The 13700-nt window shown below is 67.2% G+C and carries 14 protein-coding genes; 5 read left to right on the plus strand and 9 right to left on the minus strand.

Annotated features, from left to right (window positions below):
- Positions 1–2: 2 nt before the first annotated feature.
- Positions 3–1133, minus strand: a complete 1131-nt coding sequence (locus tag KWG56_RS14805) for an efflux RND transporter periplasmic adaptor subunit (protein WP_219352719.1) — start codon at positions 1131–1133, stop codon at positions 3–5.
- A gap of 154 nt (positions 1134–1287) precedes the next feature.
- Between KWG56_RS14805 and KWG56_RS14810 the strand changes: the two genes are divergently transcribed.
- On the plus strand, positions 1288–1974 hold the full coding sequence (locus KWG56_RS14810) for a response regulator transcription factor (protein ID WP_219352720.1): 687 nt from the start codon (positions 1288–1290) through the stop codon (positions 1972–1974).
- Positions 1971–2996 carry a sensor histidine kinase gene (locus KWG56_RS14815; protein ID WP_219352721.1) on the plus strand — a complete coding sequence of 342 codons (1026 nt, stop codon included), beginning with the start codon at positions 1971–1973 and terminating at the stop codon, positions 2994–2996. The genes KWG56_RS14810 and KWG56_RS14815 overlap by 4 nt, the downstream gene beginning before the upstream one ends.
- 8 nt (positions 2997–3004) lie before the next feature.
- Here KWG56_RS14815 and KWG56_RS14820 read toward each other — a convergent pair whose 3' ends face one another.
- The gene (locus KWG56_RS14820) at positions 3005–4234 is read right to left on the minus strand and encodes an MFS transporter (protein WP_219352722.1); all 1230 of its coding nucleotides are present in this window, start codon (positions 4232–4234) and stop codon (positions 3005–3007) included.
- Positions 4235–4322: 88 nt separating this feature from the next.
- Here KWG56_RS14820 and KWG56_RS14825 point away from each other — a divergent pair, with 88 nt between their 5' ends.
- Entirely contained in the window at positions 4323–5105 is a 783-nt protein-coding gene (locus KWG56_RS14825; protein WP_219352723.1) for an AraC family transcriptional regulator, read from the plus strand.
- Here KWG56_RS14825 and KWG56_RS14830 read toward each other — a convergent pair.
- Both KWG56_RS14830 and KWG56_RS14835 read right to left on the minus strand, forming a co-directional pair.
- Entirely contained in the window at positions 5102–5734 is a 633-nt protein-coding gene (locus tag KWG56_RS14830) for a LysE family translocator (protein ID WP_219352724.1), read from the minus strand. The genes KWG56_RS14825 and KWG56_RS14830 overlap by 4 nt on opposite strands.
- An 88-nt stretch (positions 5735–5822) precedes the next feature.
- The gene (locus tag KWG56_RS14835; protein WP_219352725.1) at positions 5823–6221 is read right to left on the minus strand and encodes a nuclear transport factor 2 family protein; all 399 of its coding nucleotides are present in this window, start codon (positions 6219–6221) and stop codon (positions 5823–5825) included.
- Positions 6222–6317: 96 nt separating this feature from the next.
- Here KWG56_RS14835 and KWG56_RS14840 point away from each other — a divergent pair, with 96 nt between their 5' ends.
- Complete coding sequence (locus KWG56_RS14840; RefSeq protein WP_219352726.1) at positions 6318–6905, plus strand: TetR/AcrR family transcriptional regulator; 588 nt, start codon at positions 6318–6320, stop codon at positions 6903–6905.
- A gap of 22 nt (positions 6906–6927) precedes the next feature.
- Here KWG56_RS14840 and KWG56_RS14845 read toward each other — a convergent pair whose 3' ends face one another.
- Positions 6928–9390, minus strand: a complete 2463-nt coding sequence (locus KWG56_RS14845; protein ID WP_219352727.1) for a DNA translocase FtsK — start codon at positions 9388–9390, stop codon at positions 6928–6930.
- Between the two features lie 593 nt (positions 9391–9983).
- Between KWG56_RS14845 and KWG56_RS14850 the strand changes: the two genes are divergently transcribed.
- The gene (locus KWG56_RS14850; protein WP_219352728.1) at positions 9984–11237 is read left to right on the plus strand and encodes a UbiH/UbiF/VisC/COQ6 family ubiquinone biosynthesis hydroxylase; all 1254 of its coding nucleotides are present in this window, start codon (positions 9984–9986) and stop codon (positions 11235–11237) included.
- A 98-nt stretch (positions 11238–11335) separates the two neighbouring features.
- On the opposite strand, the gene KWG56_RS14855 is transcribed toward KWG56_RS14850, so the two are convergent.
- The 4 genes from KWG56_RS14855 to rsmI are packed head-to-tail and all read right to left on the minus strand — an operon-like array spanning position 11336 to position 13684.
- Positions 11336–11557: a hypothetical protein gene (locus KWG56_RS14855; RefSeq protein WP_219352729.1), complete on the minus strand. Its 222-nt coding sequence runs from the start codon at positions 11555–11557 to the stop codon at positions 11336–11338.
- Between the two features lie 15 nt (positions 11558–11572).
- The gene (locus tag KWG56_RS14860) at positions 11573–12388 is read right to left on the minus strand and encodes a transglutaminase family protein (protein WP_219352730.1); all 816 of its coding nucleotides are present in this window, start codon (positions 12386–12388) and stop codon (positions 11573–11575) included.
- 22 nt (positions 12389–12410) lie between these two features.
- A complete protein-coding gene (locus KWG56_RS14865) occupies positions 12411–12815 on the minus strand; it encodes a YraN family protein (RefSeq protein ID WP_219352731.1) in 405 nt (134 codons plus the stop codon).
- Entirely contained in the window at positions 12812–13684 is an 873-nt protein-coding gene (gene rsmI, locus KWG56_RS14870; protein ID WP_219352732.1) for a 16S rRNA (cytidine(1402)-2'-O)-methyltransferase, read from the minus strand. Before rsmI ends, KWG56_RS14865 begins: the two co-directional genes overlap by 4 nt.
- Positions 13685–13700 lie beyond the last annotated feature (16 nt).

A 13700-nucleotide genomic window follows, 5' to 3' on the forward strand; every position in this document is an offset into this window, starting at 1 on the left:
CCTCAGGCTGCGGCGGCTGGGGCGGGCGTCGCTGCGGCGCGCCAGGGCTTGGTCTTGACCGTTTCATCGGGTCGGGCGCGGTCACGTCCCTCGACGACCACGCGCTCTCCCTCGCGCAGGCCGTCCTCGACGACATACTGATTGTCGACCACCTCGCCGATGCGGACTGTGCGCGCCTCGACCTTGCCGTCCGCCTTGACGACCAGAACCTGAGCGCCGCCCTGGGTGCGGACCACCGCCTGCTGCGGCACCCGCGTCAGGGTCTGCTCCGGTCCGCGCGGCAGGCGGACGCGAACGAACATGCCGGGCAGCAGACGCCCGCCTGTATTGTCCACCAGCACCCGCGCGCGCAGGTCGCCGGTGCCGGGATCGACCACCGCTTCCGAGAACAGAAGACGCCCCGTCAGACCCAGCGGCTTGCCGTCGCCGTCCAGCAGCTCGACCGTGCTGGAGCCCTGCCCCAAACCGCGCAGCGCCTCCAGACGGGCGGCCGGCTGATTGACGTCGACATAGACCTGATCCAGCTGGTGCACGGCGGCCAGAGGCTCGCCGCCCGCCGCGCTGACCAGAGCCCCCTCGGTGATCGACGAGGCGCCGATGCGGCCGCTGATCGGGGCGGTGATGGTGGCGAACGACAGGTCCAGATTGCGGCGCGACAGGTTGGCCCGCGCCACGCCGACCTCCGCCGCCGCCTGTGCGAATGCGGCCTCGGCGTCGTCGAAGGTCTTGCGGCTGACCGCATCGACGTCGATCAGCCCCTTCAGGCGGTCACGCTGGACCTGGGCCTGGTTCAGGGTCGCCTGTGCGCGTTGCAGGGCGGCCTGCGCGCTTTCGACCTCGGCGCGGAACGGGGCCGGATTGATCTGGTACAGCGCCTGGCCCGCACGCACCGTCGCGCCTTCAGTGAACAGACGACGCTGGATGATGCCGCTGACCTGCGGGCGGATTTCAGCGACGCGGACCGCGACGACCCGCCCCGGCAGGGTGTCGCTCAACTGGACCAGGCCGACTGTGACGGGGGCGACGCTGACTTCGGGCGGGGCCGGAGGCGGAGCCTTGTCGGCGCCGCTGCATGAAGCCAGCGCGAGAGCGGCTGACGCCGCCAGCAGCGCGGCGCGGGTGGTTCGATACATGAGCATCACCTGGAGAATTTCGGCGTGCGGGGAGGCACGGGAGCGGGGCCTGTCGCACCGAAACATCCGGCCTTGTTGGAGACTTCTTGGAGATTTCATCCAGACGACCGCCTTGCGGTGGCGCCCCCCTGGCGTCGGCTGTAGGACAGAGGCCATGACCCCCTTGGCCCTGATCGCCGAGGACGAAGACCAGATCGCCGACGTCCTCGACCGGTATTTCATTCGCGAAGGCTTTCGCACCAGCCGCGCCGGCGACGGCGTGACGACGCTGGACCTGCATGCCGCCCTGAAGCCGGACGTCGTCCTGCTGGACGTCATGATGCCGCGCATCGACGGCTGGTCAGTTCTGGCCGAGCTGCGCCGACGCGGCGACACGCCGGTCATCATGATGACGGCCCTGGATCAGGATCTGGACAAGCTGCAGGCCCTGCGGATGGGGGCCGACGACTATGTGGTCAAACCCTTCAACCCGCTGGAGCTGGTGGCCCGCGCCCAGGCGGTGATCCGTCGGCACGGCAAATGGGGCGCCGACCGGGTGCTGCGCCACGGTCCGCTGGAGATCGACCCCGAGGCCTATGAGGCGTCCATCGTGCGTGATGGCAGCGCCGCCGCGCTGAAGCTGACCCTGACCGAGTTCCGCCTGCTGGAGTTCATGGCCCGCCAGCCGATGCGGGTCTTCACCCGCGCGGACCTGGCCGACGCCTGCCTGAACGGCGACGAGGTTCTGGACCGCACGGTCGACAGCCACATGAGCAATCTGCGCCAGAAGCTGAAGAAGAACGGCGCGGGCGACCTGATCGCCAGCATCCGCGGCGTCGGCTTTCGGATGAACCGGCCGTGATCTCCTGCCACAGCGGCCTGTCGCGCAAGCTCGCCCTGCGCATGGCCCTGGTCGCGGTCTGCAGTGTCGTCCTGACGGTCGCCGGTTTTCTGGCCATTCAGGTCTTCATCCTGAAGCAGCCCATACTGCTGGACACGCGCGACTACGTGGCCATCGTGTCCTTCTGCATCCTGGGGGTGGTGATGGGCAGCGTGGCGGCCAACCACCTGGCGCGCCAGATCGTCTCGCCGGTGCGGCGCATCGCGGCCGCCGCCCGCCGCATCTCCGAGAACGACCTGTCCGCCCGCGTCGACGAACCTGATGAAACCCTGGGCGAAGTGCAGGAGCTTGCGCGGGACTTCAACCTGATGGCGGTGCGGCTGGACCGGCTGGCCAAGGAGCGCAAACAGTGGCGCGACGCCATTTCGCATGAGCTGCGGACCCCGCTGATGATCCTGCGCGGGCATCTGCAGGGCGGGCTGGACGGCATCTATCCCAATGACGATCGACTGCTCAGCCTGGCCCTCAGCCAGGTCGAGACCCTGACCCGCGTCATGGGTGATCTGGCGGCGATGGAAGACGCCGAAGACCCCGGCCTGCAAGCCCACCCGGTCGCGGTCGACCGCCTTCTGTCCGACATCAGAAGCCTGATGGACCCGCCCCTGCGCCGGGCGGGCTTCGTCGTCGACTGGCGCATCGCCCCGGTCGCGGCGGTCGTGGACGAAACCCGCATCCGCCAGGCTGTGGTCGCCCTGGTCCAGAACCTGCTGGTCCACGCCACGCCCGGCCCCGCCAAGGTCCAGCTCCAGCAAAACGACGACCGGCTGGTCCTGACGGTCGCCGATTCCGGGCCGGGCATCGACGCCGCCCTGTCCGAGACGATCTTCGAACCCTTCAAACGCGGCCCCACCCAGGCCAGCGGCTGCGGCGTGGGCCTGGCCATGGCCCGCTACGCCGCAGACGCTCACGGCGGCTCGGTCCAGCTTCGACCCTCCGACCTGGGCGGCAGCGCCTTCGTTGTGATCGTGCCGCTGCGCGGTTAAGCCGAGGATCAGCCCTCCGCCTCCGCCCTGGCGCGCGCCTTCTTCAAATCGGGCAGGAAGGCGGCCAGCAGGCCGATGGCGGGCAGGACGCTGCAGATCGCATAGACGGTCGTCACCCCGTACAGGTCCGCCATCCAGCCCAGGACCGCCGCGCCTATGCCGCCCATGCCGAACGAAAAGCCGAAGAACAGGCCCGAGATCATGCCGATCTTTCCGGGCGCCAGCTCCTGGGCGAAGACGACGATGGCGGGGAAGGCCGAGGCCAGCAGCAGGCCGATGATGATCGTGATCGGTCCCGTCCAGAACAGGCTGACGTGCGGCAGCAGAAGGGTGAACGGCAGCACGCCCAGGATCGAGGCCCAGATCACATATTTGCGCCCGAAACGATCGCCGATCGGCCCCCCGATCATCGTCCCCGCCGCCACGGCGCCCAGGAAGGCGAACAGGTGCAGTTGGGCGGTGTCGACATCCACGCCGAACTTCTGGATCAGGTAGAAGGTGAAGTAGCTCGTGATGCTGGCCAGATAGACATATTTCGAGAAGATCATGGCCAGCAGAATGGCCAGGCCGCGCCGCGCCGTGCCCTTGGGCAGTTCAATCGCCTCCAGATGTTTGCGTCCGGCGACCAGTCGGGCCAGGCCGTGATCCCGGTACCAGAGGCTGACCTGCCACAGGATGGCCCCCGCCAGCAGGGCCAGAAGGGCGAAGAAGGCGAGGCTGCTCTGCCCCCAACGGACCACGACGATGGCGGCGGCCAGCGGACCCAGGGCCGAGCCTGCATTGCCGCCGACCTGGAACAGGGACTGCGCCAGCCCCGCGCGGCGCCCCGCCGCCATCCGCGCCACGCGCGAGGCTTCCGGGTGGAAGACCGACGAGCCCATGCCCAGCAGGGCCGCGCCGACCAGCAACAGCGGATAGGTGTGGGCGACCGACAGGACGACCAGGCCCGCCAGCGAGAACAGCGTCCCGCCCGGCAGGGCCAGCGGCGTCGGGCGACGATCCGCATAGACCCCGACCAGAGGCTGCAGGATCGAGGCGGTGATCTGATACACCAGGGTGATCAGACCGATCTGACTGAAGGACAGGCCAAGCGCCGCCTTGAGGTTGGGATAGATGGCCGGAAGCAGCGCCTGCATCATGTCGTTCAGCAGGTGACAGGCGCTGACCGCCACGATCACGGGAAAGACCGTGGTTTGCGCCACCGAGGGCTGGGCGGGATCTGCGTGGGCGGTCGTCATCAACTCAAACCTTGTTCGGGCGTCTGCGATAGCGCACAGACCCTTGGCCCGCATTCGATGTCGGGACATTCACTTTCGCGAGTGGGACATGGCCAAAGTCTGGATCAATCCTGACGACTATGATCAGACGCCGCGGCCGGTCGTCGGCATCGGCAACCGCTATCCGCCGTCATTCGAACTGGCGCCCCACAGTCATGGCCGCGGCCAGCTGCTGTACGCCGCCAGCGGCGTGATCGTGGTCAGCACCGCCCACGGCGCCTGGGTCGCGCCGCCCGAACGCGCGGTCTGGACGCCGGCGGGCATAACCCACGCCGTGCGCATGGTGGGCAATGTCGAAACCCGCAGCGTCCTGCTGGACGACGGCACCGCCCGCGCCCTGGGCGGTCAAAGCCTGGTGATCGGCGTCCCGGCCCTGTTGCGCAGCCTGCTGATCGCCGCCTCCGACATCGTCGCGGACTATGAGCCGGGCGGGCGCGATGAACTGGTGATGGCCCTGCTGCTGGCGGAGCTGGAGCGCGCGCCGCGCCTGCCCCTGTCCGTCCCCTTCCCCGTCAGCCCCGCGCTGGCCGCCCTGTGCCACAGGTTTCTGGATCGCCCGTCGCCGCACGACACCATCGACGACTGGGCGCGGCGGATGGCGATGGACCGTCGATCCTTCACACGCCGGTTTCGCCGTGAAACCGGCATGAGCTTCGGCGCCTGGCGGCAGCAGGCCTGTCTGGTCAGCGCCCTGCCCCTGCTGGCCGAAGGGCGTTCGGTCACCGCCGTCGCCCTGGACCTGGGCTATGACAGTCCCGCCGCCTTCTCGACCATGTTCAAACGCCTGACCGGCCTGTCGCCGGTTCGATACGCCGCCGCCCAGACGACCTAGCGCCGCGCCTCGGCCAGCATCGACACCGCCAGCCCGCCCAGCACCGTGCCCATCAGCCAGCGTTGAATGGACAGCCAGCTGGGACGGCGCGTCAGGAAGCCGGCGATCGATCCCGCCGCAACAGCGATCACGGCGTTGACGCTGAGGCTGATCACCACCTGCGTCATGCCCAGAACCAGCGACTGCGCCAGCACGCTCCCATGTCCCGGCGTGATGAACTGCGGCAGCAGCGACAGATACATGATGGCGATCTTGGGGTTCAGCAGATTGGTCATGAAACCCATCATGAACAGCCTTCGCGGGCTGTCCCTGGGCAGTTCGCGGACCTCGAACGGCGAACGACCGCCCGGCTTCACCGCCTGCCATGCCAGATAGAAGAGATAGGCCGCCCCCGCGATCCGCAGCGCATCATGGGCGAATGGCACAGCGATTAGAAAGGCCGTGATCCCGAAGGCTGCGCACAGCAGATAGAAGACAAACCCCAGCGCCACCCCGCCCAGAGAGATCAGACCCGCCACGCGCCCCTGGCTGATCGAGCGGGAGATCAGATAGACCATGTTCGGTCCCGGCGTCAGGACCATGCCCAGCGCGATCAGGGCGAAGGTCATCAGGCTGGACAGTTCTGGCATTCGGCTTGTTTCCCTATTAGGCGACCGTCTCTCACCTATCTTATTTTGGCGACAGGATCAGTCGGTTATCGGCCCAGCCGCCCAAGGGTCAGACAGCAGCCTGGGCCACGGCGAAACTGTCTTCGAACATGCGAAACCGGACGATCAGACCGTCACGGAAGGTCAGGTCGAAGGCGAACTCCGACACAATAAGCTTGCCGGTGCTTTTCACGCGGGATTCCAGCTCGCCCAAGGCAATGGCCCGGTTTCCCTGCACCAGGATCTCCGTGACCTCGAACCGTTCTGAAACGATCAGATCGCGGATCGCCTGATAGAATTCAGCGACGCCTTTACGCCCCGTCTTGCGGCCGATCCAGGAGACGGCGTCGACATCACCGGCGACATGCCAGTCCACGTCCTCGCTGAACAAGGCGCTGATATCCGGCGGGCTTTCGCAAGCGGTGCGGCGGAAGAACTCGATAACGGCGGGTCGGATTGCGTCGGTCATGGCTCTATTTTTGTAAACCTCAATACATAAACCTATCTGCATTTGCGCTGTTCACGTCAAGCATTTATGTAGTAAGGATTATAGAAAGGATGACCCGTGCCCCCGCGTGGAAGACCCCGAAAATTCGACCGCGACCAGGCGCTTCAGCAGGCGTTGCAGATCTTCTGGGAAAAGGGGTTCGAGGCCGCCCAGGTCGGCGATCTGACCGCGGCCATGGGCATCAATCCGCCCAGCTTCTACGCGGCCTTTAAGTCCAAGGAAGCCCTGTTCCATGAGGCATTCGACCTCTACCTCTCGACCATCGGGGTGCGCGGCATCACCGCGCTGGACGACACGTCCAATGTCCGGGCCGCCATCCACGCCATGTTGGCCGCCAGCGCCGATAATGCGCTGGGCGCCCCCCGTGCGGCAGGCTGTCTTGCCGCCCTGGGGCTGGTGAACTCGCCCCATGACCATGTTTTGCGCCAACGCATGGCGGCCGAAAGACGCGCCATGATCCAGCGCATCCATATCCGTCTCGAAAAAGGCCGCAGCGAGGGCCAACTGCCCCCAGACGCCGACACATCCGGCCTGGCCGTCTTCTACGCCTCCGTCGTTCTGGCCCTGTCGCTTCAGGCGCAGGACGGCGCAGATCGCCCGGAACTCATGGCCACGATCCAGGGCGCGATGCACGCCCTGAACTGACGCCCCACGGCCGCAGCAACCTTCACACCATCGGCGGCGGACCGGCCAGGACGTCACGCTTGCCGGCGTGGTTGGCCTGCGAGACGACGCCTTCCTGCTCCATCCGTTCGATCAGGGAGGCGGCGCGGTTGTAGCCGATCTGGAGGCGACGCTGGACGTAGCTGGTCGAGGCCTTGCGGTCGCGGGTGACCACGGCGACCGCGCGGTCATACAGGTCGTCGCCGGAACCGCCGTTTCCACCCTCGTCAAAGGCGTTGTCGCCGTCACCGTCTGGTTCGTCGGTGATCAGGTCCAGATAGTCGGGTTCGGCCTGGGCTTTCAGGTGTTTGCAGACGTCCTCGACCTCCTTGTCGTCGACGAAGGGGCCGTGCAGGCGGGTGATGCGCCCGCCGCCCGCCATATAGAGCATGTCGCCCTGGCCCAGCAGCTGCTCGCCGCCCTGTTCGCCCAGGATGGTGCGGCTGTCGATCTTGGAGGTGACCTGGAAAGATATCCGGGTCGGGAAGTTGGCCTTGATGGTGCCGGTGATGACGTCCACCGACGGGCGCTGCGTGGCCATGATCAGGTGGATGCCCGCGGCGCGCGCCATCTGGGCCAGACGCTGCACGGCGCCTTCCACATCCTTGCCCGCAACCAGCATCAGGTCGGCCATTTCGTCCATGACCACGACCAGGAAGGGCAGCGGCTCGGGCCGGATCTTCTCGGACTCGTAAACCGGACGGCCCTGATCGTCGAAGCCGGTCTGGACGGTGCGTTCGAAATGTTCGCCCTTCTCCTGCGCCTCGCGGGCGCGTTCGTTGTAGGAGGCGATGTTGCGCACGCCCAGCTTGGACATGCGGCGATAGCGGTCCTCCATCTCGCGCACCGTCCATTTCAGGGCGACGACGGCCTTCTTGGGATCGGTGACGACCGGGGCCAGCAGGTGCGGAATGCCGTCATAGACCGACAGCTCCAGCATCTTGGGGTCGATCATGATGAAGCGGCACTCGGCCGGGCTGTGGCGATACAGGATCGACAGGATCATGGCGTTGACCCCGACCGACTTGCCCGAGCCGGTGGTGCCCGCGATCAGCAGGTGCGGCATCCGCGCCAGGTCGGCGACATAGGGCTCGCCGCCAATGGTCTCGCCCAGAGCGAGCGGCAGCAGGTGACCCTTCTTGTCGTATTCGGCGCTGGCCAGAAGGTCGCGCAGATAGACGGTCTCGCGCTTGGCGTTGGGCAGTTCGATGCCGATGGCGTTGCGCCCCTGAACCACGCTGATGCGGCAGGCGCGGGCGGACATGGAGCGGGCGATGTCGTCGGCCAGGGCCACGACGCGGCCGTGCTTCACGCCGGGCGCCGGGACCAGTTCGTACAGGGTGACCACCGGGCCGGGGCGGATCTGGTCGATCACCCCGCGCACGCCGAACTCCTGCAGCACGCCTTCCAGCATCTTGGCGTTCTGTTTCAGCGAATCCTCATCGACCGAGGCGGTGCGCTGGCCGGGCTTGCTCAATATGCCCAGCGGCGGCAGGTCGAAGTCGCCCTCGGGCCGGGTGAAATCAAAGGCCTGCTGGTCCAGATCGTCCTTGCGCGCCTTGGGCGCCTTGACGGCGGCGACGCGCGGTTCGACGGCGCGGGGGGCCGAGGGGCGTGGCGCGGGTTCGACCGGCAGAGCCTCCTCCCACGGCGGCAGATCGTCGTAAGCCGTCTGGGACCCGGCCTGGGCCTCATCGGCGTAGGTCGGGGCCTCGGCCTCATAGGCCGGTTCATCCTGAGCGGCGGCGGCGCGGGGGGCGGGCTTGGCCCTGGCCGACTTGGCGGGGGCGTCCTCAGAGGGTTTGGCGCGCTGGGCCTTCTTGACGGCGGCCTGCGGCGCGGCGGGCGCCCGCAACGACTTGCCCCAGTGCAGGGCGTCGATGAAGTCCATCGCGCGAATGCCCACGGCGTAGGCCAGCATCCACAGACTGGCGATCAGGAAGATCAGACCGGCGATGATCCGTCCGGCGGGAATATGCAGGGCGGTGATCCCCTTGGCGGCCAGGCCGGTGACGGCGTCGCCCCACAGACCGCCAAGACCGGCCGCCAACGGCCACGCGGCGGGCGCGGCCAGCGCCGCCAGGGCGCTGGACAGCAGCAGCGTCCCGCCCGTCGCCGCCAGCGCCTTCAACGGCGTCGGCTTCAACCTTTGCTGCAGGGCGTCGCCCACCGCGCGGGCCACGCCGAAGGCGATCAGCAACAGGGCCGCAGGCCAGGCCGCCAGCCCCAGCGACTGCATGAAGATGTCGGCGAACAGGGCGCCGTTCGCGCCCAGCCAGTTGGTCGTCGGCAGGCTGGAGGCCGCGTTCAGGCTGGCGTCCGCCGGATTCCACGAGATCAAGGCGACCAGCAGCAGCGCCGCCAGCAGGGCCTGCAGCACGCCCCTGAACCGCACGACAAACGGCGCGTCCCACAGGATGCGGGCGCTGATCCAGGCCTGACGGCTGATGGCGAGGGCGGTGGACATGAAGGGCGGAACCTTCCTGGCGGCTGACGTTCGGCAGCCCTTGTCGCATCCACAGGGTTAAGAGCCCATTTACCAGTGTGGGTGTTTTTAGATTCGTAGACCGTGCCATAAAAAAGCTGAGTCGATTGAATCACTTAGCTAATTTATTCACAAAGTGTAGTTTGTGATTAGACATCGAGCACAAGATGTGGTGCATTAGCTGCATAAAAGAAGAGGCCATCCCTTGCGAGATGGCCCCAGTTGCAGACCAGACGGCAGAGACAGATTCTCGTCTGGGGGCCCGATAACTCGGGGCCTACCAGTCGAAACTCCCTTTCGGGCGGGGCGTACCTTGGCTGGGCGCCCCGTCTGTCGTTTCGACGCCCCACCATGACGAACCTCACCTTCGGCGCCAAGCTAAAAAAACGCTATGTTGCGATCACGTTTTTACACACCACTACATAGTGTGGTTTAGCGGCAAGTGAGTCCCAGCGAGTCAAGCCGATTTGTGACGAATCTTTCTGTTGTCCACCTTATTCTGAGGTAGGGCGGTTCTTAGTTTTCATCGACAACTGATGCTGGACCTTTGGGCCGCCCGGCGCGACAAGCCTGTCATGTCCGACACCGAAACCTACGACATCATCATCGCAGGCGCGGGCCTGACCGGCGCAGCCTTCGCGCTGGCGGCGGCGCAGGGCGGGCTGAAGGTGGTCATGATCGACCCCCAGCCGTTCGACGCCCAGCTGGCGCCGACCTTCGACGGGCGTTCGACCGCCATCGCCTTTTCGACCTTCCGCATGCTGGACGCCTTGGGGCTGGGCGAAGACCTGCGCCCCCACGCCTGCCGGATGGATCATATTCTGGTCACGGACGGGCGCCGGCCTGGCGCGGCCAGCCCGGCCCCCTCCTCCGCCTTCCTGCGCTTCGACGCTGACGAGATCGGCGGGCGCACGGGCGGAGAGCCTCTGGGCTATCTGGTCGAGAACCGCCGCATCCGCGTGGCCCTGGCCGAAGCGGTGATCCGCGCGGGGATCGAGGTCCGCGCGCCCGCCGCTGTGGCTTCGGTCACCGCGGACGCGGGCAAGGCGACGGTGACCCTGGCCGATGGTTCAACCCTGACCGCGCCTCTGGTCGTCGGCGCCGAGGGACGCGGATCGACCGTTCGTCGCGCCGCCGGGATCGAGACGGTGGGCTGGACCTATGGCCAGAGCGGCGTGGTCGCGACGGTGCGGATGGGCCGCGACCACGGCAATGTCGCCCATGAATATTTCCTGCCCAGCGGCCCCTTCGCCATCCTGCCCCTGACCGACCAGCGCGCCAGTCTGGTCTGGACCGAAAGCACCCGCCGGGGCGAGGCGCTGCGCTCGGCCTCGGACGAGGCCTTCCACGCCCATCTGATGCGCCGCTTCGGCGAGTTTCTGGAGGATGTGACGGTCGAGGGACCGCGCTTCGTCTATCCGCTGTCGCTCAGCCTGGCCGAGAAGCTGATCGCCCCGCGCATCGCCCTGATCGGCGACGCCGCCCACGGTGTGCATCCCATCGCCGGACAGGGGCTGAACATGGGCCTGAAGGACGCCGCCGCCTTAGCCGAGGTGCTGGCCGAGGCCGCGCGTCTGGGCGAGGATCTGGGGTCCGAGACGGTGCTGGAGCGCTACGCCCGCTGGCGCCGGTTCGACAATGCGGCGCTGGCGGCGGGCTTCGACGCCTTCGTGCGCCTGTTCTCCAACGACATCGCCCCCGTGCGGATGGCGCGCAATCTGGGCATGGCGGCGGTCAACCGCATCGGCCCCCTGCGCCGCGCCTTCATGCAGGAGGCGGGCGGCGCGACGGGCGACCTGCCCCGTCTGCTGCGCGGCGAGCCGGTTTAGGTCCTATGCCGGCTTAAGCCGTTCAATCACACGGCCAACGCCGATAAGCCTGTCCCCTTCTTGAATACGCCATTCACGGCCATTCTGAAGAAGATCGTTCAGTTCCGGGCATCGAAGAATTCAATAGTGACGTCTCTTGTCTCTCCCGGGTGACAAGGCACAGTCCCGAAATCGATCTGACCGATCATCATCTCTGATCGGTCGTTGTCGAAGAAACCATGATTGGGTCTGTATCGACCATAGACCGGCAAGGTGCGCCCGCCCTCATCTGCTGACAAAAGCCTGATCCGGGCTTTCACCACGATCGCTCCATCAGCCAAGATCGCCTCCCGGGATCAATTCAACCGCATCCGCAGCCGTTCGAAACTGCTCGAACGCTGGGCTTCCTCCAGTCCGTTCAGCCCGTGCGCCTGCGACAGGGCCTGAAGCGATCCGGCCAGGGCGCCCTGTTTCTCACGCGCTGAGGCCACGTCCAGCCAGTGACGATGGTCATCCGGCGCCAGCAGCGCGCGGCGCAGGGCCGAGCGTTCGGCGCCGACATAGTCCTGGCTGCGTATGGCGCGGTTGAACAGGACGTTCTGCAGCCGGATCAGGGACTCGCGGTCCGACACCGGCGTCATCAACACCTCCAGCCGGTCGGCGACCTGCGGCGTCAGACCGGCGCGAAGGGCGCGACGGGTCAGTTCGCTGGGCATGACCAGCCGCCCATGGGCGAAGGGGTCCAGCGCCACCGGCCCCACGGACGTCTCGACGCGGATCATGAAATGGCCGGGAAAATCGACGCCCGCCGCGTTCAGACCCGCCGCGCGGGCGGCGTGCAGATAGAAGACCGCCAGGGCCGCCGACAGGCCGCGCCGCCGCTCGGCCACGTCAATGATGTCGGTGTTGGCCGGGTCGTCATGGTTCAACAGATCGCCGTTCAGACGCAGGTCCGAGCCCATGGTTTCGGACAGGGCGTCATCCGGGCTTTCCGTCGCCACCCGCTCCTTCAGACGTTCGCAGGCGCTTTGGGCCAGGATGCGGACCGGTTTGACGTCGCGCAGCGGATAGTCGTGAATGGCGCAGGCGATTGCGGCCTCCAGCAAGGGGAAGGCGGCGTCGTCGGCTTCGCCCGCCGACGTCAGGATGGCCTCGGCCTCCTCACGCGTCATACGCCCCGGATCCTCGTTTGCGTCAGACGCCCCGAACATGACGTGGAAAGCGGCCGGGGGCCAGCGCCACGATATCAATTCTCAAATCAAGAACTTGCAGGGCCGGACGATTGCGCCTGACGGCCTCGCCCGCGGCGGCCAGACGCTGCCTCTGGGCGGGTTTCAACGCCTCAATCGCCGCCTGGACAGTCGAACGGCGCTTGACCTCGACCACCGCCAGAACCCGGCCGCGTCGGGCCAGAATGTCGATCTCGCCGCCGCGCGTCTTCAGGCGGAAGCCCAGGATCTGATAGCCCTTGACCATCAGCAGCGCCGCCGCCGCCCATTCGGCGGCATGACCCGACTTGAACGCCTGCCCGCCCTTGGCCTGACGCCACGCCGCCTTGGGACGACGGATCGGCGCCGGGCGAGGCAGGCGCTCGCTCACTTGCCCTGAAGCTCCAGGGCGCGGCGATACAGGGTCTTGCGGTTCATCCCCAGCGCCTTGGCCACCTCCGAGGCGGCCTCGCCGGTCGGCAGGCGTTTCAGCGCCTCGGTCAGGGCGGCGTCGGCGTCGGCCTCTGACGCCTGTTCGACCTCGCCCGGCCCGATCACCACGACAATCTCGCCCTTGGGCGCATCAAGCTTCGGATGAACCGCCAGGTCATCCAGCGTCCCCCGCACGCATTCCTCGTAAAGCTTGGTCAGTTCGCGCGCGACCGCCGCCGGACGCGGGCCCAGCACGGCGGCCATGTCGGTCAGACTGTCCTTCAGACGCGGACCGCTTTCGAAGAAGACCAGGGTCTGGCGCTGGCCTTTCAGGTCTTCCAGCGCCGCGCGGCGTCCGGCGGTCTTGTTCGGCAGGAAGCCGGCGAACAGCACCCGGTCGGCAGGCAAACCGGCGATGCACAGGGCGGCCAGCAGGCTGGACGGGCCGGGGATCGGATGGACCGGCAGACCCTCGGCGATCACGGCGCGGGCCACGACAAAGCCGGGGTCGCTGACCAGAGGGGTTCCGGCGTCAGACACCAGGGCCACCACCTGGCCTTCACGCAGGCGCTCGATCGCCAGTTCGGCGGCGCGGGCCGACGCATGGTCGTCGCAGCGTTCCAGCTTGGCCTTCAGCCCATAGGCCGACAGCAGTTTGGCCGTGACGCGGGTGTCTTCGGCCAGCACCAGATCGGCGGCGGCCAGAACATCGAGCGCCCTCAATGTCATATCGCGCAGATTGCCGATCGGCGTGGCGACCAGATAGAGGCCCGGTTCGACCCGTCGCGGCGGCGGGGCGGTCGGGGGATAGAGTGCAGGCTCGTTCATCGGCGGACCGTGCCTG

Source organism: Brevundimonas nasdae (genome assembly GCF_019395145.1).
GTDB classification, from domain to species: Bacteria; Pseudomonadota; Alphaproteobacteria; order Caulobacterales; family Caulobacteraceae; genus Brevundimonas; species Brevundimonas nasdae.